This is a genomic window from Ekhidna sp., from assembly GCF_965212185.1.
GTDB lineage: Bacteria > Bacteroidota > Bacteroidia > Cytophagales > Cyclobacteriaceae > Ekhidna.
Window position 1 is genome coordinate 229896 of sequence record NZ_OZ243102.1, and the last position, 22815, is coordinate 252710.

At 37.0% G+C, this 22815-nt stretch carries 23 protein-coding genes; 13 read left to right on the top strand and 10 right to left on the bottom strand.

Annotation, left to right across the window (positions count from 1 at the left end):
- Positions 1–2: 2 nt before the first annotated feature.
- Positions 3–935: a glycosyltransferase family 2 protein gene (locus tag ACOMC3_RS00985; protein WP_420317651.1), complete on the top strand. Its 933-nt coding sequence runs from the start codon at positions 3–5 to the stop codon at positions 933–935.
- On the opposite strand, the gene ACOMC3_RS00990 is transcribed toward ACOMC3_RS00985, so the two are convergent.
- Together ACOMC3_RS00990 and ACOMC3_RS00995 are read right to left on the bottom strand one after the other, a co-directional pair.
- Complete coding sequence (locus ACOMC3_RS00990) at positions 932–1801, bottom strand: hypothetical protein (RefSeq protein WP_420317652.1); 870 nt, start codon at positions 1799–1801, stop codon at positions 932–934. The two genes, ACOMC3_RS00985 and ACOMC3_RS00990, sit on opposite strands and share 4 nt — an antisense overlap.
- Positions 1798–2289, bottom strand: a complete 492-nt coding sequence (locus tag ACOMC3_RS00995) for a hypothetical protein (RefSeq protein WP_420317653.1) — start codon at positions 2287–2289, stop codon at positions 1798–1800. Before ACOMC3_RS00995 ends, ACOMC3_RS00990 begins: the two co-directional genes overlap by 4 nt.
- Before the next feature lie 86 nt (positions 2290–2375).
- Between ACOMC3_RS00995 and ACOMC3_RS01000 the strand changes: the two genes are divergently transcribed.
- Positions 2376–3188 (top strand): glycosyltransferase family A protein, encoded by an 813-nt coding sequence (locus tag ACOMC3_RS01000; protein WP_420317654.1) that lies wholly within the window; start codon positions 2376–2378, stop codon positions 3186–3188.
- The gene (locus ACOMC3_RS01005; protein WP_420317655.1) at positions 3181–4113 is read left to right on the top strand and encodes a glycosyltransferase; all 933 of its coding nucleotides are present in this window, start codon (positions 3181–3183) and stop codon (positions 4111–4113) included. The genes ACOMC3_RS01000 and ACOMC3_RS01005 overlap by 8 nt, the downstream gene beginning before the upstream one ends.
- An 11-nt stretch (positions 4114–4124) precedes the next feature.
- Here ACOMC3_RS01005 and ACOMC3_RS01010 read toward each other — a convergent pair whose 3' ends face one another.
- Positions 4125–5213 (bottom strand): glycosyltransferase, encoded by a 1089-nt coding sequence (locus ACOMC3_RS01010; protein ID WP_420317656.1) that lies wholly within the window; start codon positions 5211–5213, stop codon positions 4125–4127.
- Between the two features lie 401 nt (positions 5214–5614).
- Between ACOMC3_RS01010 and ACOMC3_RS01015 the strand changes: the two genes are divergently transcribed.
- From ACOMC3_RS01015 to ACOMC3_RS01030, 4 genes are all read left to right on the top strand, one after another.
- A complete protein-coding gene (locus ACOMC3_RS01015; RefSeq protein ID WP_420317657.1) occupies positions 5615–6745 on the top strand; it encodes a glycosyltransferase family 4 protein in 1131 nt (376 codons plus the stop codon).
- 80 nt (positions 6746–6825) lie between these two features.
- Positions 6826–7455 (top strand): sterol desaturase family protein, encoded by a 630-nt coding sequence (locus ACOMC3_RS01020; protein ID WP_420317658.1) that lies wholly within the window; start codon positions 6826–6828, stop codon positions 7453–7455.
- Positions 7456–7522: 67 nt separating this feature from the next.
- Positions 7523–8248: a DUF3108 domain-containing protein gene (locus ACOMC3_RS01025; protein ID WP_420317659.1), complete on the top strand. Its 726-nt coding sequence runs from the start codon at positions 7523–7525 to the stop codon at positions 8246–8248.
- A gap of 78 nt (positions 8249–8326) precedes the next feature.
- Entirely contained in the window at positions 8327–9862 is a 1536-nt protein-coding gene (locus tag ACOMC3_RS01030) for a radical SAM protein (protein WP_420317660.1), read from the top strand.
- On the opposite strand, the gene ACOMC3_RS01035 is transcribed toward ACOMC3_RS01030, so the two are convergent.
- From ACOMC3_RS01035 to ACOMC3_RS01055, 5 genes are all read right to left on the bottom strand, one after another.
- Positions 9859–10110: an acyl carrier protein gene (locus ACOMC3_RS01035; protein WP_420317661.1), complete on the bottom strand. Its 252-nt coding sequence runs from the start codon at positions 10108–10110 to the stop codon at positions 9859–9861. The two genes, ACOMC3_RS01030 and ACOMC3_RS01035, sit on opposite strands and share 4 nt — an antisense overlap.
- Positions 10111–10188: 78 nt before the next feature.
- A complete protein-coding gene (locus ACOMC3_RS01040) occupies positions 10189–11316 on the bottom strand; it encodes a GNAT family N-acetyltransferase (RefSeq protein ID WP_420317662.1) in 1128 nt (375 codons plus the stop codon).
- Between the two features lie 128 nt (positions 11317–11444).
- On the bottom strand, positions 11445–12650 hold the full coding sequence (locus tag ACOMC3_RS01045) for an aminotransferase class I/II-fold pyridoxal phosphate-dependent enzyme (RefSeq protein WP_420317663.1): 1206 nt from the start codon (positions 12648–12650) through the stop codon (positions 11445–11447).
- Between the two features lie 114 nt (positions 12651–12764).
- Entirely contained in the window at positions 12765–13508 is a 744-nt protein-coding gene (locus tag ACOMC3_RS01050; protein WP_420317664.1) for a rhomboid family intramembrane serine protease, read from the bottom strand.
- Positions 13509–13520: 12 nt separating this feature from the next.
- The gene (locus ACOMC3_RS01055; RefSeq protein WP_420317665.1) at positions 13521–14435 is read right to left on the bottom strand and encodes a Stealth CR1 domain-containing protein; all 915 of its coding nucleotides are present in this window, start codon (positions 14433–14435) and stop codon (positions 13521–13523) included.
- A 39-nt stretch (positions 14436–14474) separates the two neighbouring features.
- Between ACOMC3_RS01055 and ACOMC3_RS01060 the strand changes: the two genes are divergently transcribed.
- Positions 14475–15071: a LicD family protein gene (locus ACOMC3_RS01060; RefSeq protein ID WP_420317666.1), complete on the top strand. Its 597-nt coding sequence runs from the start codon at positions 14475–14477 to the stop codon at positions 15069–15071.
- A gap of 187 nt (positions 15072–15258) precedes the next feature.
- Here ACOMC3_RS01060 and ACOMC3_RS01065 read toward each other — a convergent pair whose 3' ends face one another.
- Positions 15259–15978 carry a phosphocholine cytidylyltransferase family protein gene (locus tag ACOMC3_RS01065; protein WP_420317667.1) on the bottom strand — a complete coding sequence of 240 codons (720 nt, stop codon included), beginning with the start codon at positions 15976–15978 and terminating at the stop codon, positions 15259–15261.
- A gap of 161 nt (positions 15979–16139) precedes the next feature.
- On the opposite strand from ACOMC3_RS01065, the gene aepX reads away from it, so the two are divergent.
- The 3 genes from aepX to ACOMC3_RS01080 are packed head-to-tail and all read left to right on the top strand — an operon-like array spanning position 16140 to position 19651.
- Entirely contained in the window at positions 16140–17432 is a 1293-nt protein-coding gene (gene aepX, locus ACOMC3_RS01070) for a phosphoenolpyruvate mutase (protein WP_420317668.1), read from the top strand.
- Between the two features lie 3 nt (positions 17433–17435).
- On the top strand, positions 17436–18554 hold the full coding sequence (aepY, locus tag ACOMC3_RS01075; protein WP_420317669.1) for a phosphonopyruvate decarboxylase: 1119 nt from the start codon (positions 17436–17438) through the stop codon (positions 18552–18554).
- Between the two features lie 5 nt (positions 18555–18559).
- Complete coding sequence (locus tag ACOMC3_RS01080; protein WP_420317670.1) at positions 18560–19651, top strand: 2-aminoethylphosphonate aminotransferase; 1092 nt, start codon at positions 18560–18562, stop codon at positions 19649–19651.
- A 143-nt stretch (positions 19652–19794) separates the two neighbouring features.
- Here ACOMC3_RS01080 and ACOMC3_RS01085 read toward each other — a convergent pair whose 3' ends face one another.
- Positions 19795–20895: a glycosyltransferase family 4 protein gene (locus ACOMC3_RS01085; protein WP_420317671.1), complete on the bottom strand. Its 1101-nt coding sequence runs from the start codon at positions 20893–20895 to the stop codon at positions 19795–19797.
- On the opposite strand from ACOMC3_RS01085, the gene ACOMC3_RS01090 reads away from it, so the two are divergent.
- Both ACOMC3_RS01090 and ACOMC3_RS01095 read left to right on the top strand, forming a co-directional pair.
- The gene (locus tag ACOMC3_RS01090; protein ID WP_420317672.1) at positions 20859–21689 is read left to right on the top strand and encodes a DUF3108 domain-containing protein; all 831 of its coding nucleotides are present in this window, start codon (positions 20859–20861) and stop codon (positions 21687–21689) included. The genes ACOMC3_RS01085 and ACOMC3_RS01090 overlap by 37 nt on opposite strands.
- 12 nt (positions 21690–21701) lie before the next feature.
- On the top strand, positions 21702–22814 hold the full coding sequence (locus ACOMC3_RS01095) for a phospholipase D-like domain-containing protein (RefSeq protein ID WP_420317673.1): 1113 nt from the start codon (positions 21702–21704) through the stop codon (positions 22812–22814).
- Position 22815 lies beyond the last annotated feature (1 nt).

Genomic DNA, 22815 nt, shown 5'->3' on the forward strand with positions numbered 1-22815 from the left:
ATATGGAGCAATCAAAAACCAAAATAGGTATCTGTATTTGCACCTATCTACGTCCTAAAATGCTGAAGGAATTATTGCAGTCCCTCACATACCTTAAAGAGCCGAAGGATACTGAAACGATTATTTTAATAATCGATAATGATAGAAATAAAACAGCTGAACCTGTCTTAAAAGAAGGAAAAATTGGTTTAAGTAGCTTTTACTTTTCTGAGAAATCTAACGGTTTAGATATTGTTAGAAACCGAGCTCTCAAAGAAGCGATGAACCTGAATTGTGACTATTTAGCCTTTATTGATGATGACGAAACCGCTGATTCTGATTGGATTATAAATCTTTATGAAACGGCTCAGAATTATCATGCGGAAATTGTAGCGGGTTATGTAAAATATCTGCTACCTAAAAATACCCCTGAGTGGATGCAATTGCCGGGTTTTTATAATAAAGAACCTCGCGTAACAGGGTCTGAAAGAAAAATCATTGGTGCAGGCAATGTTTTAATAAATCTGAAAAGGATTGCTTATTATGATGTGTGGTTTAGGAGTGAATTCAGATTCTCTGGAGGCGAGGATACGTTCTTTTTCCAGGAGTTAATAAATAAAGGTTGCAAAGCAGTCCACTGTCAAGAAGCAATCACTTTTGAAGAGGTGCCTCAGTCACGAGCAACCATATCATGGTTATATGAACGTAGTTTTATGTTCGGCTATGTTAAAGCACAAAGATACTTTTTGAGTAAAAAACCTCTTGTTGCCAATCTAAGTCTAATTCAACTTGTGGTTAGTATTTTCTCCAAGTCAATATTCAGTTCACTATTCTGGCCTTTTTATAATTTACCGATGAGAGTAAGAACAAAAAGGGAATGGCATAGACTGAAAGGAATTGTATTTGCCATGACAGGCGGCAGTCTAACGGAGTACAAGAATGTGCATGGAAGTTAGGATCTAATAAATTTTAACTTTTTCATTAGCCAATCAACCCATCTTCCCCATGGAAATCCCAAAATGAGGAGTTCAACCATAAATGCATGAAACCAAATATTCATGAAGTAGAATATTCCTACATGAAGTCCGATTATTCCTATAACTATGAATGGTCTTGTCTTTCGAAACCAAAACAAAAATCCACTAAGCTCTGTAAGTAGGCCAATTGTAAGAATCAAAGTTGCAAATGGGATGTATTCAAATGCGATCTGCTGTAAGAAATTAAATTCATGAAACCCATATATGCCCAGATGATCAACACTTTTCTCAGTCATCCATAACCATAGATGTCTCCCATCTGACCAGTTAATACCTGTACCTATTAATTTGGTGATACCTGCAGAGGTATATGCCAGGCCTGTAAAAAAAAATATCGACCCAAAAATGAATGCAATTCGCTCTTCTTTTTTCTTAAAAAACATAAAACCAAGAGCAATTAATAATAGACTTATTCCAGTAAGGTTTGAGCTGTGTGGAATCTCACCAAGCGAATACCTTGCTACAAAAAGTAAATGGAAGCAAATAAACCCAATTGAATACATGTACTTAGTGCCTATTCTGAGGTATCCCAGAATACAAGATGTGGTTAATGCAATACCGATATATCTTGGATAATGGCTCCCAAACATAAAACTGATGTCAATGTATTTAGCTATGCCCAGAGGAAGCACAACATCGGATATTCTGTCCATAAAAGATATCCAATACCAACAGAATTTGTAAGCAAACCAGATAACAGCAAGTTCTAATACTCTAAAGTGCAAGTGTCTTCCTACGCTCAGTTCTTTTTCTTCTTCAAATAAATAGTAAGTCAGCTTTTTCATTTTGACTTTTTAAAGTAGAAAGATGAATCAATGGTAGGGTTAAAATAATATTCATTCCTATGTAACATTATAAACGGAAGTCCATTTGCTTCAACAGAATTATCCTTTAATTGACCTTTAATAATACAAGCCATTAGCTTTTTCACTTCAAGTTGATCAGCATTCATCATCTGTATCAAAGCCTGACATCTTATTCTGTCCCAATTTTGTGTCTTAAGAATGAAGTTGGAAAAATCAATTTGATTGATTCCTATAGTTTCTACATCGATAGGTTTTCCTGGCAAATCGGGATAATTGTATGTATCCCATAGTATAGAATCAGACACATCAGTGACATCTCTTAAAACTGCTCGAGCCCAAGGATTTCCTGCCTGAGAAAACATCGGATAAATGCTAAATGGCCAAAACTCACCATCATGAGTAGCAACTAGTGAGACGTAAACAATAAATATCGCTCCTAATAATTTCCCTGCTTTTTTTCTAAACATGGAAGAATAATTTTAATAACCTTGTCACTAACTTGAATCCCAACGAATATCAAAGAAATGATATTTTGAGATTTGCAACATAACCAATGAAGCTATTTAGCAAAAAAAAATTTAGAAAGTCAATCGATTTTGATCCAGGAAAAAAGCTACTAAGTTTTTGTATTACGCATCAAAACAGATTTGAATACCTTAAAGAAACACTAAGCAAGAACCTTGATGATAATAGGAGCTTAAGTGAAAAAATTGAATTTGTATTAGTCGATTTTTCATTGGATGAGAATATCAGAGATTGGATTGCTAGCAATTTCATTGAAGACATTAAAATTGGATACCTTAAGTTTTTTCAAACAGATACCTTAAAAAAATGGTCAGCCTCAATAGCAAAAAACACCTCTCATATGCTTGCTGATGGATCAATTTTGACAAATCTCGATTGCGATAATTTTGTAGGCAAGAACGGAGCTGAATTTGTAATTGATCAATTCAAAAACTCGGACAAAGAGCTTATTTTTTGGCAATACTCTGGAGTCAAATACGGTGGATCTTTTGGTAGAATTTCCATTTCTTCTAAAGTGTTTAAAGAAATAGGAGGCTATGATGAGTCCCTTCTTGAAATGGGTTGGCAGGATAATGATTTGATAAGAAGAGCAAAAGCGGTGGGCTTAAAGTTGCTTAAAAAAAATGACGAAAAATTCAATCAGGCCGTTAAACATGAAAAATACAAGCCAAAGAATATGTCTTTTGAAAAGATGAATAAATTGAATGAAAGACAGGCGAAACGAAATATCAGAAAGGGTTTATTAGTAGCTAACAATGGAAGCTATGGCATATCTGAACGTTTGTTGAAGATGGATTCTACGGGAGAAATGAAAGCTTATAAACCGAGCTCAATTGGATAAAGAGTTGATAGTTATCGGAATTGGGACGTATAAACGTCCCAAAATGCTGAGAAATGCTTTGGAATCATTGCAGGAACTTAAAGTACCAGCAGATTTGTCTGTTCAACTTGTTATTGTAGATAATGAAGCAAATTCAAATGCTCGCAATATTGTTCATCAAGCAACAAACAAACTGCCCTTTAAAATTCACTATCACTGTGAGCCGAAAAGGGGGATTGTTCATGTTAGAAATAAGATATTAAATGTTGCAAATGATTTAGAGGGAACCTACCTAGCCTTCATTGATGATGATGAAACAGCTTCACCCGACTGGATAGAAGAATTATACCAATCCATAGTGAAATATGATGCCCAGATAGTGGCAGGAAAGGTAGAATATCAAATACCTGAGGATTGCCCAAATTGGATAAAGGAACGAGATTTCTATGGGTTAAAATATCACAAAACGGGAGACAGAGTCACCAGTGCAAGCACGAATAATGTTATGTATTTTCTACCATTTATTCTACAGCACAACGTTTATTTTGATGAAAAACTAAATGAAACGGGTAGCTCAGACACCCAGTTTTGTCACAGGTTAATACGAAAAGGTGGCAAAGCCATTTGGTGCGAGGAGGCAGTGACATATGAGATTGTTCCTCCACAGAGACTAACAAAAAGCTACATCCTGGAAAGAGCATTTAAGACTGGTTTTACTACCCATTTACGGAATGTAATCCGATTTGGAAAAATGCTAGCCTCTGTTATAAGCCTTCTGCATGTTTTATTTTTTTTACTGAAGTGGTTTTTTCTTAATATTAGAAATGGCTTTTTTCGTAAGTCTGATCGCATCTTTAACGCCCGGCAATTGGCAATAGCTAAAGGATCAATTTCGGCGGTTTTTGGTAGCAAATACAGAGCATATGAAGTTATTCATGGGGAATAACTTTGGATTCATTAAATCGAACGATAAATCTCAAGCTGTCTCTCAAAGCAATTTCTCCAACTAAACTTTTTGGCATAAGTAACGGCTTTTTTCTTAAATGATGGATTTGGGCTTTTAGCAAAAGCAACAATTGCTTTTGCTAATTCAGTGGGGGTCCTCTCTTTAAGAATGATGGGAATTCCGGAATTATTAGCATGTTCTAACGCTGCGCCATCATTTGCTACGAGTATAGGTAAACCGGAGCTTAATGCTTCTAATTGTGAAAGTCCAAAAGTTTCCCATTCGCTTAAAGCAAAACCAAGATCAACACTAGCGTAATATTCTGCCAACTTAACTTTATCCTCAATGAAGCCTACAAAATGGACGTTTCTATACTTCTCAACCATATTGGTAACTCTATTAATACGAGGACCACTACCCGCAAAGACTAAGGCTGGTTCACAATTTAATTGTTGACAAAGCAAGGGATATGCATCTATTAATAAGTCGATTCCTTTTTCATTGCTAAACCTATGAGAAAACAACATGGTTAGTCTGTCATCATCTCCAGCTTTTAATTCTTCCAGTAGCTTTTGATTAAATCGCTCTTTATTAAAAAGGTTATGATCCACCCCTAAAGGAACAAAATGAACATTTTTTATTCCGTTGCTTTCCATTCTACGGATAATAGCTTCACTAGAAGCAAGCACGCCTTCCATTTTATTATAATGTTTTCGAGCGAATGCCCACGCTATTTGCTCACCTGCATTAGCAATTGGTGAACCTAATTTCTGAAGATATCTCTTTACATAGGTTACTGGAAAGTCTGCGTGCCAAAACCCAAAAACTTTTGATTTCAATTGATGCTTAGAAACGACAGAATTAACAATTCGGGGCATAAAATATGGTGATCCTACTTCAATAACATCTGGATTTAATTTTACTAATAAGGGTTCTATGATAGATTTTTTGAATAATGTACGGTATTCACCGCTTTTATCTATTCTTGGAACTTTCAAATGTTCAATAAACGCATTTTCACCAATTTGCTCAGTGTATGTTTTTTCATCATGCATGATGAAAATATATTTGATATCAGGTTTGTCTTTATAAAACTCCATTTTTTCTAGGTGGTAGCGCCTAACACCACCTCCAGAAGGGCTCCAGAAATTGTTACAGTCGACTATAGAAAGCATCCAATGGAATTTACTATCATGAATAAAGTGTTTTTGACCTTAAGTTAAATAATAGGCGCATGCAATTTTATGCATGGCGATAGAATCAAAATTAGTTTCTAAACATTTTGGGAATGCATTTTTTAGTTGATTCAAAACTTGTTTTTGCATACCACCCATGGAGTGGGGATATTTGTTAGGAACAATAATATTTCGGCTTCTACCTTTAATGCTTTCAAAATTGACAACAAAAGTGCAACGAAAAAGGAATACATGTTGTATTCTAACTTTCTGGTTGGTGAATGAAGCAAGTTTTATAGAGAAATGATCAATCAGAGAGATTCACTTTGAAGAAAATTAAAATAGCCTTTTTTATTGATACCCTGAAGGAAGGTCTTGATGGAGTGTCTAACACATCTCACCAAATCATTGAAAGGTTAGGCGAACACGCTATTGAGCCATTATTCATAACAGGGTTACCTCCTGAAAATCCAAAATTTCCGTACAGAGTTTACCAGACGAGATATATACCATTGCCGTATTGGAAAGATCTCCGGTTAGCTATTCCTAGTAGAAAGAGGATTTTTAAAGTACTTGATGAATTCAAACCTGACCTTATTCACTGGAGTACTCCATCTTTGCTTGGCAAAATTGCGGTTTCTTATTCTATAAAGCGTTCAATTCCTAACATTGCGATCTATCATACACACATTGTAAGTCATGCAGATTATTTCAGATGGCTACCATTCAAATCATTTTTAACAAAACGTGCAAATAAGATCTTAAGGAAGTTTTACAACAAGACCTCTTCGGTATTAGCACCTACTAGTGAAATGAAGAATTATTTGATTTCAATAGGTTTACCTGAAGATAAAATTAAAATATGGGGTCGAGGAGTGAACTGTCGATTATTCAATCCAACAAAAAGGAATGAATCTTATTTCAATGATTTAAATAGGAATAAAAAATTGCTTTTTGTAAGTCGATTAGTAAACTATAAAGAGACAGACACACTAATTAAACTAAGCCATGTCTTACCTAACAATCTAGATCTTTTTGTAATTGGCGAAGGACCAGAAAAAAAGAAAATGATCGAGGAAAGCAACCCGGCTAATACTCGGTTTTTAGGGTGGCTGCAAGGAGAAGAGCTGGCAGAAGCTATCGCATCTTGTGATCTATTTGTTTTCCCATCTATAAGTGAAACCTTTGGAAATGTGGTTTTGGAAGCCATGGCATCAGGATTACCTGTCATTGCAGCAGAAGGAGGTGGTCCCAAAAGCATAGTTCAAGTTGGAAAAACTGGTTATTTAGTTAAGCCTAAAAGCATAGATGCAATGCTTGAAAAAATAGAATTTTTGACATCAAATGAAGAATTGCTCTTTAAAATGAGCAAACAGGCAAGACAGTATGCAGAATCTCAAAGCTGGAGTAAAATGGTTTCAGATCTGATCGAAATCTATAGAAACGCTATTAGGTAGCTTGTCTTGAATAGACGGTTTGAATTGAATTATAACTAGGTATGATTTTTCCTTTCTAATTTTGCATAAAGGATCAGACTATGGAAACTACCAAAAATCAAACAACTCGACTTTATGAAAACAATGTTTTAGAGGCATTATCTAGAAGTCCATGGTGGTTGCCATTGGTGATTTTTATTCCTGTTGTGTCTTATTTTTCCTTTGAAGGTTTCAAATCTTTAAGTGAAGAATACTTGATTGAAGGTGGTTTAGTGGCTGTTGCTGGATTTATGTCATGGACTTTGACTGAATACCTTACACATCGATTTCTTTTTCACTACCAAGCAGATTCAGAATTCTGGAAAAGGTTTATCTATGTTGTGCATGGAGTTCATCATGACCACCCGAATGATCTGACACGATTAGTATTTCCAGTAACTGTAAGTATTCCACTTGGAGTGATTGTGTATTTTTTATTTGGCTTAATACCATGGGGTGTTGATGCATTTCACCCAATTTTCTATAGTTTTTATGTTTTAGGCTACCTATGCTATGATATGATTCATTTTGCAACTCATGCAATATCAGCAGAGAGTAAATTATTTGGTGCAATAAAAAGATATCATATGAGCCACCACTATCAAAAATCAAATTCGAAATACGGTGTGAGCTCCGGACTTTGGGATTTTATTTTCAACTCTACAGGAAAAAAACAAGATAGCAAGCAGTGAAAAACATAAGATGCTGAAACTTTCGTTATAGAAGAAAGCTTTTAAATCCGGGTACACAATTAGTCACATGCGACTCTTCTTATTTCTCATTTATTTCCAAATTTTTACTTTCCTTCATGCACAGAATGATCCCAATATGTTATTGGGAGAAAAGACAGTTTATGATGTGAAATATAGCATATTCAAAGTTGGGGAGGCTGTGATGCAAATAGATCCCGAGTTGCATTATATTGATGATAGTGCTTACTATCTGGTTACATTCAAAGCCTCATCTACCGGACTTCTTAAGTTTTTTTATTCTGATTTACATATTTGTTATGAATCATACATATCAGTTGTAGATTCTAATCCAACTTATTCTGAGAGAGAAATATATCATGGTAAAACCGTAGATATACAACATGATAAATTCGGCTATTCAGATTCTGTAAAAATTACCACAAGACAGTTTCGAAAAAAAAGGGTAAGAAATTTTATGTTTAGCGCTGAAGATAAAGTAGTAAAAGATGCACTAAGTGCTTACATCTGGTTTAGACAGAAAGATATTTTCTATTCTAAACAGAACATATTTTTTTACCTTAATAATAGACTCAACGAAGTAGAGATATCACCTTCAGATGAGGTATTGGTAAAGGATGATTATTTGGTTAAGAAATTCAACTTACAGTTTCCTGGTGTTGCAGACATTGCCAATGACGATCATTATGTTCTAGCTAACAGCAAAAATCTTCCCCTTAAAGCTCAAATTTCGAGTGATGTAGGGAGATTCTTCTTTGTGCTTCAATCTGATTAAGTTATAATTCTCCTAATTAAGAATTAGGGCTTTTATGTTTAGATTACTATTACCTTCCAAACTATAATAGATGTAGGTATGAAAAAAGTCTATTTAATCAATCCTATCGAAGCAGATGTTGGATATTTCAAATGGCCAAATGATGAAGGAGGTCTTACAGATTATGTTTATATAGCAGACTTAGCAACAACAACAGTTGCACGGTTAATGGAACCGTATTTTGAAGTTGAAATCTGCGAAGCTTCTCTATATCCAATTAATTATGATACGGATGCTGATTTTATTGCGATCACAGGCAAAATAAGTCAGTGGAATCACATGAAATTGCTATCCTTAGAGTTTAAGAAAAGAGGGAAAACTGTAATAATAGGCGGTTCATATGCATCTCTTTCTTTCGAAAAAGTACGTCCCTTTTGTGATATCTTGATAAGAGGAGAGATTGAAGAGATAGCGGATCAAGTGTTCTCTGAAATTTCATCTGGAAATTGGAAGGCAGAGTATATCGGAACACAACCAGACATGTCTTTTTCTCCAGTACCTCGATGGGATCTTTATCCAAATGAGAGAGCTCTAATGGGATCCATTCAAATTTCACGCGGATGCCCATTTCAATGTGAGTTTTGTGATGTAATTGAATATTTGGGAAGGAAGCAGAGGCATAAGCCAATAGAAAATATCATCAAAGAGTTAGATGCTCTCTATAAATTCGGCTACCGAGAAGCATTTATTGCAGATGATAATTTGACAGTCTATCGCAAAAAAGCTAAAGGAATTCTTAAAGCAGTTGGTGATTGGAATCGTAAGCAACCAGACGGCCCAATGTTGTTTAGAACTCAGGTTTCTATAGACATTGCTAGGGATGAAGAAATGTTAGAACTGTGCACCTATTCTGGTCTTTTTGCAGTATTTATTGGAATAGAAACACCTAACGTTGAGAGCTTAAAAGAAACTCGAAAGTTTCAAAATCTTCAAATTGATTTAGTCGATCAAATCCATAAAGTATTTGAGCATGGCCTAAGTATATATGGTGGAATGATAGTTGGCTTTGATAATGACACTCCTCAAATCTTTGAAAGACAGTTTGAATTTGTGACAGAGTCTTCTATTCCTTATGTAACCTACGGTTTACTTAATGCACCTGATCAAACTCCTTTGTATGACAGGCTAAACAAAGCTAATCGACTAATACTCGAAAAAGATGGTACAGTTGCAGGAAATGCATATGAAACTAACATTGATTTTAAAAACATTTCCAAAGAAGAGGCTCAAATCGGTTCAAAATGGCTGATGAATAACATGTATGCACCGGACAATTTTGGTGATCGATTGTGTAAGTTCATCGAACTCCTGGGCGGAACGCATCAAATTGCAAATTTGAAAACCTTTAGAAGTGTGAATAAAGAATTATTCAAAATCATTCGAAAAGTAAAAAGGATGGGAGATAGAGAGGCCATTATGCATGAGAGGGTTATAAAGATGCTAGCTAAAAACCCACATGCTAACGTACATGCACTCAATTATTTAGCGCTTTATGCGTCCATTAGGGCAACTATGAACCTGAATAAAACGTGGGATCAAAATTTAGTTGCTGAGCAACCTTTTGAATATATTTAATTGTTAGTAGCTTCTTTAATAGCTTTTAAGGCATCACCGACAGTGTTTATTTCCCCGATAGCTTCATCGTCAATTGTAATATTAAACTGCTCTTCAATATCTAATACAATATCTACTATATGTACAGAATTAATTCTAAGGTCATTAATTAGATGTTGATCATCGGTTATAGAATCGGCATTAATATCGTCTGGTAAATACAGGCCAATGATTTGTGATAGTTGAGAATGAATATTTTTACTTTCCATATTTAACCTTCTGTGAAAAACAAATTGCAATATAGTTTACTGCCGAATAGATGAATCGGATTATTTTTTATTCTAACTTCATATAATTATTTTTTGATAACACCTTCTCTTGATATTTACGTCATCTAAAATATCATTGTACTCATTCCACAAGTTTTGGACAGTAGCATTGTCTTCTAACATGGGGCCGGTAGAAAAGTACTCTGCACCATTTTCAATATAACTTTTGAATAACTCGTTAAATATTAATGAAGTCACCCCCTTTTTTTGATATTCTGGCTTAACTCCAATTAGCAATAGATCCAGATGCTTATTTGACTTAAAATCTTTGAGAATATGAATAAATCCAAAAGGAAAAAGGGATCCTTTGGCTTTTTGGAATGCTTTGGATAGCGATGGGAAAGAGACTGCAACACCAATTATTTTATCCTTTTCATCGACAACCAGACAGATGTATTCTTTTCGAACCATCCCCAGGTATTGCTCAACATAATAATCAATTTGCTTGGGTGTTAATTCATAATAACCATAGAGGTGACTATATGACTCATTCAGCACTTTAAACATTTCCTCAGCATACTTTCTTACATCTTTTGCTTTTTTAAGTTTTAACGCCTTAATGCCAAATCTCTTTGATATAACATCAGCCAATCTTTCGTATCGTTTTGGAATCTCTTTTGGAACGTGACCTCTTTTTTCAATCCAATCAACTGTCTTTTCAAATCCTAAACTTTCAAAATGTTCTTGGTAGTATGGGAAATTATAAATGGAAGCTTGAGTAGCCATTTGTTCAAATCCACTAATTAAAGTACCCTCGAAATCCAGATCTGTAAATCCCATGGGGCCATGAATTGCTTCAGCTCCTTTATGTTTACTCCATTCTTCAACCGTGCTAATCAGCGCTCCTGATACAGTTTTGTCATCTATAAAATCGATCCATCCAAATCGTGCTAGCTTCTTTTCTTTTAGTTCCAAATCAAGAGCAATTGCAGCTACTCTACCTACGATCTTATCATCTCTTACAGCTACCCAGTATTTTGCATCAGCATTTTCAAAGGCGGGGTTCTTGTCTCTCAAGAGGGTGCTCATTTCGAATTGGACCATTGGAGGGACATAGTACTTATTACCCTCGTATAGTTCAAATGGAAACTTTATGAATTTTTTGAGGTCTTTTTTAGACGTAACCTCTTTGATCTGAATTGACATTAAAACAATTTTTCAGGATAAAGACCCAAAAATATTTCTAAAATCTTCTAAAGGAATGTTTTTGTAAGATATTTTAAATCTAATCTTTGAATTAGACTTTCATCTTATAAAAGTTTAAAACTATTTAGTTAGGCTGCTTTTGATTGTAAGCGGATGCCAATTTGTTTTGCAACCTTGACCATCATAGATATTGCTTCATCGATCTGATCAAAAGTATGTGATGCCATTAGCGAAAACCTTATCAAGGAATCTGATGGGGCAACAGCCGGAGATACAACAGGATTGACAAAAAGTCCTTCTTCAAAAAGCTTGTGAACAAATTCGTATGCTTTATAATTATCTCTAATGTAAATTGGTATGATTGGGGTTTCAGTATTTCCGGTATCAAATCCAATTTCTTTTAATTGTTCCATCGCGTATCGAGTATTTTCCCAAAGCTTTTGTCGTATAGAGTCATCTTTTTCAATGATATCTAATGAAGCCAAAGCAGCAGCTGTAGCAGAAGGAGTCATACTGGCACTAAAAACTAATGCTCTGGATTTATGCTTTATATAATGGATAGTTTCCTTATTGCCAGCGATAAAGCCACCTACAGATGCTAGCGATTTGCTGAATGTTCCGCCGATTAAGTCAACATCATTGGTTAGATTGAAATGACTTGCTGTTCCTCGTCCATTCTCTCCCAGCACGCCTACAGCATGAGCACAATCACTCATAACCACAGCATTATATTTTTTTGCAAGGCTAACGATCCCAGGTAAATTGGCAATGTCACCTTCCATGCTAAAAATGCCATCCACAATGATGAATTTAATACCTTCAGATTTACAGGTACCAAGTTTTTCTTCCAGAGATTGCATATCGTTATGCTTAAATCTCAGATAAGAGGCTTCAGATATTCTAGAACCCTCATATATAGATGCATGATTTAACTTGTCTAGAAAGATTGTATCACCTTTTCTTGTGATCGTGGGAATAGTTCCAAGATTTACCTGAAAACCGGTGCTAAAAACCAAAGCTTCTTCTTTACCGAGAAATTTGGCCATTCTTTGTTCCAATTCCTGGTGTAAGTCGGTGGTGCCATTTAGGAATCGTGACCCTGAACAGCTTGAACCATATTTCCTAAGAGCATTCTCTGATGCTTCAATAACCTCGGGATGAGTGGTTAGACCAAGGTAACTGTTTGATCCAAACATGAGAACATTCTTTCCATTGACATTAACTATCGTTTCTTGTCTAGCCTTAAATGGCCGAAAAAAAGCATATAACCCTTTATCCTGGATTTTCTTTGCCTCATCAAAGGCCATGAATCTTTCACGGAATTGATCATTCATAGTGCAAAAATACGTTTGTTACCACTCATTTCTCAATTTGGGTTACGTTTTTAATCCTTTAGCTTCAATATCAGGTCGAAAATGACAGCCTCAATTGGTAAGGTTATGCAATTTCTAATAGGATTTTAGCTTGAAACGCACACTATTCTCCCAAATCCAACAAGAAAACCATCCGAACAAACTTGCACATATATGGTAAAGTGATATGTAATAGTTCATGCCAATGATAAAATGATTGATTAGCTCAAATACTAAAACAAGACTAAGTGTAAACCATTTTTTCTTGCTGAAATAGGACAGCCCACCTATTAAGGCAAAAATTCCTACGGACCCCCCCATCCAGGCTCTAGTAAATGGATAAGAAATTCCATGTACATCTGGCCAATAAATTAAAAGTGTGTTAAAAAGCCAGCCAACAAATAGTAAGACAAAAACATATGATAAGAAATAAATAGTAATTGTTGCTTTGGTGCCATGTTGAGCTTCAAAGGATTGCACTGGAAAAAAGAATCCAAAAAAGGTCACAAAAAGTAAATGAGGGAGATCATTATGAAACCATGGAGCAGTAAAACTTGTGCCTAAGAAATGCCAAAAATTTGTTTTGTATTCTCCCATCCAAACAGACCAATCACATTGAAAAACGATTTGCCATGGTCCTTCATCACAATTTCTCCTTGCAGCATACCCCAGAATTCCCAAAAGAACCCAAATGGTCAACGTATAAAATAGGCTAAACTTTCTTGACATCACCCAACTCCAAAAATTTGGATATTTAATCCCATCAGGATGAGACCATGGCCACATGTATGGTATGAATCTTTGGGCATATTTACCTTTTTTGTTAATTGGGATTTTCAAAAATTATGGTTTTCAGTTTTCGAATGAAGAATTTTCATTGTAGAACCAAGCAAGAAATTCCTGAACAATTTTCACTACCTCTAAATTTGGATTTTCTCCCTGATCATCATTTAAGCAATAAAATTTCGGCTTTTTTCTTTCAAGCCATTTAAAGGCTCTCTGTTGTTTTTTCAGATTGTTGGTGATCTTATGAAAAGAATGGATTTTAAGTAATTCAGGCAGTTTAATTGGTCTACAGTGCTCGGATTGATGTTTAAGTGTATACCATCGATACAACTTGTATGTCATCACATCTGTACCTTCCCGAAACTTATGGGATTTAATCTCATCAATTAGTTCCGGACGCGCATTCTGCATTCCCTGCCACCATTCTTTCCGAATCAAAAGCGGGGAGTGTTCAATAAGACCAAGTCCTACAATATCATTTTTCTTATTATAAATACGCCATCCAAGGTTTTCACCAAAGAGTGTTCCATGGATCAATACCTTTCCATCTTTAGTGTAGAAATCTTGAGGATGTACTTCATTACCAAATAAGAAGTCATCATTGAGATAAATGAAATCATCGGATAATCCCGGGATTTTATGAATGTAGCTTTCGATTACATTGTAGTTGAATGTCGGTACATCCTGTTCATCAAAGACCTCATCATGATGAACTACTGAGATTTTCGGATGATCAGTGTTTAGCCAGTCAGGTTTTTGCGGTCGGCAGGTAAAAATGTAAATGTGGTTGATCCATGGGGCAAATTTTTCCACTGATCGCAAACTATATTTCATTAAGTGAAAGAGATCACGATAACGTTCTGGGTTTAGATCCAGCGGCTTCTTAGAGTATTTATTGACCAATTTTTGATACTCCAGATCATTGCCATCTACCCATGTATATACTAAGTCTATTGGCTTATCTAACACTTGTTTACCCAAAGAATCAATTAGTTTACTTGAATTACCTTTTTTTGCGTCATGATACGCCTCATCCAATATCTCAAACGCGTTGCAAATGTAGTTTTATTCGCTTTGCCCGGTCAATACCGCCAGCGAAAGCTTGAGATTTTGGAGGAGATGTTTCGAAAGTCCATAAGTGTACTCAAAGAATCTGGAGAACCTTACTGGCTGGATTTCGGGACTTTGCTTGGCTATCATCGGACGGGTGGTATTATCCCACATGACATTGACATTGATGTGGCAATGATGGAAAGTGCTTATGAATCCGTTAAAAAATTAAAGGATAAAATGCCAAATGGCTTACAGTTTTATGATACTTCAGCAAATCATGAAGGGCCAAAGGTTTACTTTTCATACAAAGGCTATGATTTTGACATTTTCTTTTATGAAGATAAAGGCGATTCTGTCCGCACATTTGTAGAGGCCAACTACCCTAATGAGCGTCAGCATATTCCCAAGAAGCTGATTTTTCCATTGAAGGAGGATTCTTTTCTGGGAGAAAAAGTAACCGTTCCTAACGATACGTTAGGCTACCTAGAGCTCATGTACGGTTATTTAGGAACAGGGGGATGGAGAGATCAAAAAACGGGACTGTGGCACCCACCAAAATCTTAATAAACTTTGATTTTTTTTAAATTCTAACCACTTAATTTCTGTCAAATCGAAAAATTGAGATTTCTTCTTGGCAAGAAATATTTTCCTAGCTAAAATATCAGACCTATGAATTAATAATTATTTCTCCTTTAGGTCGAAAAGACAGAAATTAAAGGCAAAAAAAATGGAATTTTACATCGAATCTCTGCTAATCTAATCGAGGAAGGATTTTCTCCTTCGCGCGCTCCAGGTGATCTTGGTTGTCAATTTCACACCAGGCTAGGTTATCTAGTTTTAGTACGTCTACTTTATGATCATCAGAAAGCTGTGCAATAGCAATTTCATAGTCTTTTTTCGTGCCATCTTCGGCTTCTTTATGATGCTGCTTCAATTTTTCAAGCAGGGCCATTGAGATTTTCCAAATTCCCACCAGTTCGGCATCCACTGAGCCTAACTCTTCTTTCTTTTTTGAAAGACTTTTTAGTTTTCCATCTTTCACCTCTACATAAACCTCGTCATTGGATTGTGTAAATCCACTGCACAGAATGATGTCTTTTTGATCTGCATCGATCAGACTTTTTATTGCATCAGAATGGTAAAGCAAGTCCGACTCCAACAAGAGAAAATCTCCTTTAATCAAAGCCGATCCATAGATCAAAGTGTGGAAACTGCCAGTAGTCGCATAGTCAGGACTTAAGAAAGTTGTCAAACCATGTTCTTTCGCAAATTTCTCGTAATGCTCATGTAGGTGACCGGTTCCTATGATTACATTTTTGATCCCATTTTCCTTTAAAAGTCTGACAGATCGTTCAATCAACCGTTCTTCACCTACTGGCATAAATCCTTTTGGAATATCAAAAGTGTATGGTTGTAGCCTGGTCCCTCTTCCGGCGGCTAATATTACGGCAGTTTCAATCGTTTGCGTCATCTCTTAGAAAATAAGGAGGAGATTCCCTCGGTTTCCAATTACTTTTGCGCGAAGATAGAATATTCTAAATCGCAATAGGTGAGCATAAATTCATAATTAAAAATATTCTGTTTAGGGGTAAATGAATTTACAAACACCTATTAGAAAATTTTCATAGCTAAATGAAGAAAGTATACGTAGGAATGGGGACAGACCTCATCCACCATGGACACATAAATATTATTGAAGTCGCTCGTGAGCTTGGAGAGGTAACTGTAGGGTTACTCTCAGATAAAGCAGTAAGCAAATACAGCCGAACGCCGTTTTTATCTTACGATGAGCGAAAGAAAATCCTCGAGAATCTAAAGGGAGTGAAGGAAGTAATTCTTCAGGAAGATTTGGATTACGAAAAAAATCTTCGTGACCTTAAGCCCGATTATGTGGTTCACGGAACTGATTGGAAAACAGGCCCACAGAAACATATACGCGAAAAAGTGATCAAACTACTCAACGAGTGGGGAGGAGAACTGGTAGAGCCGGAATATACTTCAGGTATCTCATCAACGGGCCTTCGACAGGCATTGAAAGAAGTAGGCACAACCCCGGACATCCGAAGAAGAATGTTGAGACGACTTCTTGAATCTAAGGATATCGTTCGTGTACTTGAAGCACACAATGGCATCTCGGCGCTTATTGTTGAGGATACCAAAGTGGATGCAGGAAATGAATCACGTGAGTTTGATGCGATGTGGGTAAGTTCACTGACCGACTCTACGGCAAAAGGAAAACCTGACACTGAGTATGTTGACAGAACTTCTCGATTCAATACCATAAATGATATTCTGGATGTAACCACCAAACCAATCATCCTTGATGGAGATACTGGGGGTGTTACGGAACATTTCGCGTTGTTGGTGAAGAACCTGGAGCGATTAGGTGTTTCTGCGGTAATCATCGAAGATAAGGTAGGTCTTAAAAGAAATTCACTTTTCGGAACAGAGGTAAAGCAGGAACTAGATACAATTGATGGGTTTTGCGAGAAGATCAATACCGGAAAAAAATCTCAGGTTACTGAAGATTTCATGATCATAGCGCGACTGGAAAGCCTTATCGCTGAGCATGGCATGGAAGATGCCTTGACAAGGGCGAAAGCTTACATCGAGGCTGGTGCAGATGCAATCATGATTCATAGTCGTCATAAAGACGGTTCTGAGATCATGGAATTCATGAAGCATTATCAGGAGTTTGAATACAAAGTTCCTGTTGTATCAGTGCCTTCATCGTACAATCAGTTTACAGAAGATGAACTGAAAGAAGCAGGTTTCAGTATTGTGATTTATGCAAACCATTTGCTTCGGGCGGCATTCCCTGCGATGAAGAAAACGGCGGAATCGATTTTGGAAAACAAGCGCTCGAAAGAAGCTGATGAGTTTTGCATGTCGATCAAAGAAATCCTGACTATACTCCCTAATTAAACAATGCTAAACCCTCAGAATTTTTTAAAAGCAATCCGATCTCAGGGCATTGAGTTTTCAGCCGGTGTTCCTGATTCATTGCTGAAAGACTTTTGTTCAGTGATGACCGACGAAGGTTCAGACATCATCGCAGCAAATGAAGGAGGAGCTATTGCATTAGCAATGGGTCATCACCTCGCAACTGGTAAAATTCCGTTGGTGTACATGCAGAATTCCGGTTTTGGGAACTGCGTGAACCCCTTAACATCCCTTGCAGATAGTGATGTGTATTCTATCCCGATGCTTTTAATGATTGGGTGGAGGGGAGAGCCGGGAGTAAAGGATGAACCTCAGCATGTAAAGCAAGGTAGAATTTCTGAGGAGTTGCTTCAGGCAATGGAGATTCCATACGCCATTCTTTCCGAGGAGGAGAATGAAGCAGAAAAGCAACTCGAAGACGCAGTAAAGACAATGGGAGAAACGAATGCTCCTTTTGCACTGCTCGTACGAAAAGGGACGTTTGAGAAATACAAGCTGCAAACGAAAGTAGAGAATCCATATACGATCAACCGCGAGGAAGTGATTGAATGGATGCTAAGGGAGATGGAGCAAGAGGCAGTAATTGTTTCTACTACCGGAAAATCTTCCCGTGAAGTGTTTGAGATCAGGGCACGAAACAACATGGGTCATGGCAAAGACTTCCTAACAGTTGGAGGAATGGGGCATGCTTCGCAGATTGCTTTAGGTATTGCCTTAGGTAAAAAGAATCGACCGATTTACTGCCTGGATGGAGATGGTGCGATGATCATGCATATGGGAGCTGGTGCGATTGTTGGCAACCAGTCTGTAATTAACTACAAGCATATTCTCATCAATAATGGCTGCCACGAATCAGTGGGTGGACAAGCGACTGTGGGCTTTGCAATTGACTTTCAGAAAATCGCAGAGGCATCAGGCTACAAACAAACCTGGTTAGTGGATAACATGGATGACTTACCTGCTGTTTGGGAGAAGTTCCAGCAAGGAGACGGACCGGTGATGCTGGAAGTAAGAACCACAGAAGCTTCCAGAGCTGACTTGGGTAGGCCGACAACCACACCTGTACAGAACAAGAAAGCTTTCATGAAAAACCTTAGCAACTAAGTAAGATGCTACACAAAAAAGAACTTGATCGTAAAATTTTATTGAATCCCGGCCCAGCCACCACCTCACAGCGAGTGAAAGAAGCGCAGTTGGTTTCAGATATCTGCCCAAGGGAAAAGGAGTTCGGACAAGTGATGCACGACATCTGTGATGGTATCCTTAAAGTAGGCAGTGCGCAGGATACTCACTGCGTATCACTTTTTGGAGCGAGTGGAACCGGTGCAATGGAAGCTTGTATGGTATCGGCCATCGGTAAGGATGATCATGTATTGATTATCACAAATGGTGCATATGGTATTCGAATCAAAGCAATTTGCGATGAATACGGATTGAAAAATTCCTCCATGTTTGAGTTCGGTGATTACCCGGAACCAGCAAAAATCAAAAAAGCTCTTGCCTCAGGAGAATACACGCATCTGGCGATGGTGCACCACGAGACCTCTACAGGTATGATGGATCCGTTAGAGGAAGTCGCAGAGATTTGTAAAGAGACGGGCGTTAAATACATTGTGGATGCGATGAGCTCCTTTGGTGCGTACCCAATGAACCTGGCGCAGCTTGAGATAGACTATTTATTCTCCAGTTCGAATAAATGCATCCATGGCATGGCAGGACTTTCATTTGTGATCTTCCATAAGGATCGATTGGAAGATTTAAAAAACAATGGTACCGGCTTCTACTTTGATGTATACAAGCAGTGGGACAACCTGCAGAAAAAAGATCAGCTTCGATTTACTCCTCCGGTGCAAACAAGCTACGCGTTTCTTGAAGCAATTAAAGAGCACGAAGAAGAAGGATTAGATAATCGCTGGAAACGCTACCAGGCCAACTGGCAGAAACTGTATGATGGATTTAAGGAACTTGGATTCACACCATTCCTACCATTAGAACAAGAGTCAAAAATTTTATTAGCTCTAAACCTTGATAAGCCGGGGTTGGATTTCAATCATTTTCATGATTATCTCTATGAGCATGGAATCACCATCTATCCAGGAGTAATACCTGAAAGCAAAACGTTCCGTGTGGCTGTGATTGGAGACCTATATGAGGAGGATATGGACTATGTGATGGAGAAGGTGAAGGCTTATTTTAAATAAATTTTATGACCTCATTCTCTTGGGAGGCTAAGCGAAGGTAAGCCGAGTCATGGGAATCTCATATGGTATTTACTTCAGATTGACTGGATTCCCAAGTCTCGTTCGCGTCGCTCTCGCAAGTGAATAGGGAATGATAATATGTTTCATTTCAAATAAACCTCGTTCACTTCTTTCGATACTTCCGACCAGTCATATTTTTTAACCTCTTTCAGGCCATGTGTTGAAAGCTCTTTTCGAGTGGAAGAGGGAATCAATTTTTCAATGCAGGAAGCAAACTCATCCAGATTACCCGGTTCAGCAAATCCAATGTTCATCTCCTCGGTGATTACGTTTTTGTAGCCTGCATTAGCATAACCAGCCATGGGTGTTCCAACTGCCATTGATTCAAGGAGAACAATACCAAAACTCTCTCCATATAATGCAGGTGCCAGATATATGTCAGACTCTTTAAGCAATCGATATTTTTCTTCTTCGCTAACAAAACCTAGCAATTCCACATCAACCAGGGAATGGTCTTTAATATACTGTTCCACTTCAGCTCGTCCATCACCATCTCCGGCAATAAGCAGTTTCATTTTCGGATATCGGATTTTTAACTTATGAAAGGCTTGTAAAGCGTGCATGACGCCTTTTCGAGGTTCTAATCTTCCCATGAAAAACATCTGAAAAGATTCATCTTGTCTTTCGGAATTCTTTGGGGCAAGCTTCTTGATTTCATCCAAATCTATCCCATTGGGGATGATGTGTATTTTTCGTTTTGAAAAGCGTGAAATGAATTGTGATTGGCTTTTGGATACACTAATAATTTGATCTAAGAACTTAAATATGCCTTTTGCAACGGCAGGCATTATCCAGTCTCCTACAAATTGACTTTTAGGTGTATCGTGAAAAGTTGCTACTTGTTTGGCTTTAGAATGTTTCAATACCTGCAAAGGCACAAAAGGATTCCAAATGGTATGATAGTGAATGATATCAAACGCCTCTTCTTTTAAAAATTCTTTTAAAATTTTCTTTTCTTCTCCTAAGGCAATATTTACATCTATCTTGGTACCACCAATATTTACAGATCTATTGCGACCAAAAAAATGGACATTTTTCTCTTCTACCAAACTGGCATTAATATTGGGAGCAATAATTTTGACCTGATGACCTATTATTGCAAGATGTTTGGACAAACTCAAAATATGAGACTTTACACCACCGGGGCGTGAGAAATCATACGGACATACCAGAGCTATCTTCATTCAATACTTTTTTTAGAGCATGGAAGGTGGCGGTGTTGATGATGATTTTTATGATCTCTGCCAGTTTCCAAATCAAGGCCCAAAATAAATCATATCCTTTTAAACCGGGCGAGAAACTGACCTATAACATGAAGTTTGGTTGGTTTAATATAGGTGAGGCAGTCGTTTGGCTTGATCCGGAATTCCAATATCCAAAGGCAAAGAATCAACCACATTATAAAGTTCAATTTACAGTGGCGACTGCAAGTTGGTTTAAAGTATTCTCTAAGCTGAGTGTCTGTATGGAGTCATTGATAGAAGCGGATAAGCTTCAACCTTTGAGGTCAGATAGAGACATGGAAGGGAAGGGTAAAATCGATATAAGACATGATTATTTCTCTTATGCAGATTCCATTTCAGTAAAGGCGTATATCGAGGATATCGACGAATGGAGATATCACAAGTTTCCATCAGGAAATACCCCAGTTCGTGACGCTTTAAGCACATATATGTGGCTAAGAAGTAGAGACAAATCTCAGTTCACTAAAACCGTAGAGATAAGAACATTTTTCTCAAATGATCTTTACGAATTCCGAATGTTGCCTGGGAAAAATACGACTCATAAATATGATAATCGTAAAGTTCGGGCACTTGAATTCGGCTTGGATTTCCCTGAGGGAGAATATTTTGATAGCGGGAAAACAGGCAAGGTAATAATGAGTGACGATCCAAATCGGTATCCTTTAAGGCTTGAAATCGATATGACCGTAGGTTCGTTTGTATTTGACTTAGAGAAAGTAGAGTATATGGATTAGCATCCTTTAACTTTGCCATACAAAAGATTTTCATTGGCACAATCTCAAATTTTGTTGGGTTCGCAAGCCTTCATGCAAAGGCTGGAAGAAATAGCATCTAGTGCTAGTAAATCATTTCATGCTCAGGCGATGACATTTGAGGGTGATGACGCAGGAAAGTGGTTAATAGATGTGATGATTTCAAGCCCTGCAAAAGAAAAACGACTACTTATTGATAGCTATTCGAAGCTGGTAATCAATGATCATTTCATTCCTTCAATTAAATACTTAAGGGATCGAGATTTTAGAGATGAGGTAAAAGAAACTCAACGACTAGTTGAGAAAGCAGAGGAGAATGGAATTCATGTTCAATTCACCAATCCAATTGGCATTCTAGGACTTAAATATCCTTTGCGCAATCATAAAAAAATGGTCATCATTGATGGTGAGATAAGCTTTTTAGGCGGCATCAATTTCAGTGATCATAATTTTGCCTGGCATGACATGATGGTTGAAGTTGCAGATCCAAAGTTAGGGGTTAGCCTGATAGAGGATTTTGAGATGACCTGGAAGAATCACAACCAATCAAAATTCATCAATACTGAACTCGGTCAATTGTATCTATTTAATGGATCAAAAAGCAAAGAACTTTATGAAGAGTTTTTCGAGCATATCAAAAATGCCAAAAAGAGTGTTCAGGTTATTTCACCATATATTTCTGAGCCGCTCTTAGGGGTTTTAAGATTTTTAGCTGACAAGGGTATAGAGATTACTGTAATTTCTCCGCAAGAGAATAATAAGTCCATCTTTAAAAACATTATTCTTTCAGAGTGGGAGAAAGGATATTTTCATTTAAAAAAATATCCTGGGATGTCACATATGAAGGCTATTTTAATAGATGATGAAAAACTTATTTTCGGGAGCAGTAATTATGATTTGGTTAGTTATTACTTTGAGCAAGAGGTGGTATTTGTTTCAAAAGAGAGCGACTTAGTACGAGATTTCACAGAAAAAGTACTGAAAGATGTAGAAGTTTTTGACTCAGAGTCTGTTTCTGCATTTGGAAAACGAAAAGCAGACTTTTTGATGAAAATGCTTAATAAAGTTGGAGGTCTTGCATCAAGAACTTTTTTACGTCCCCATTAGT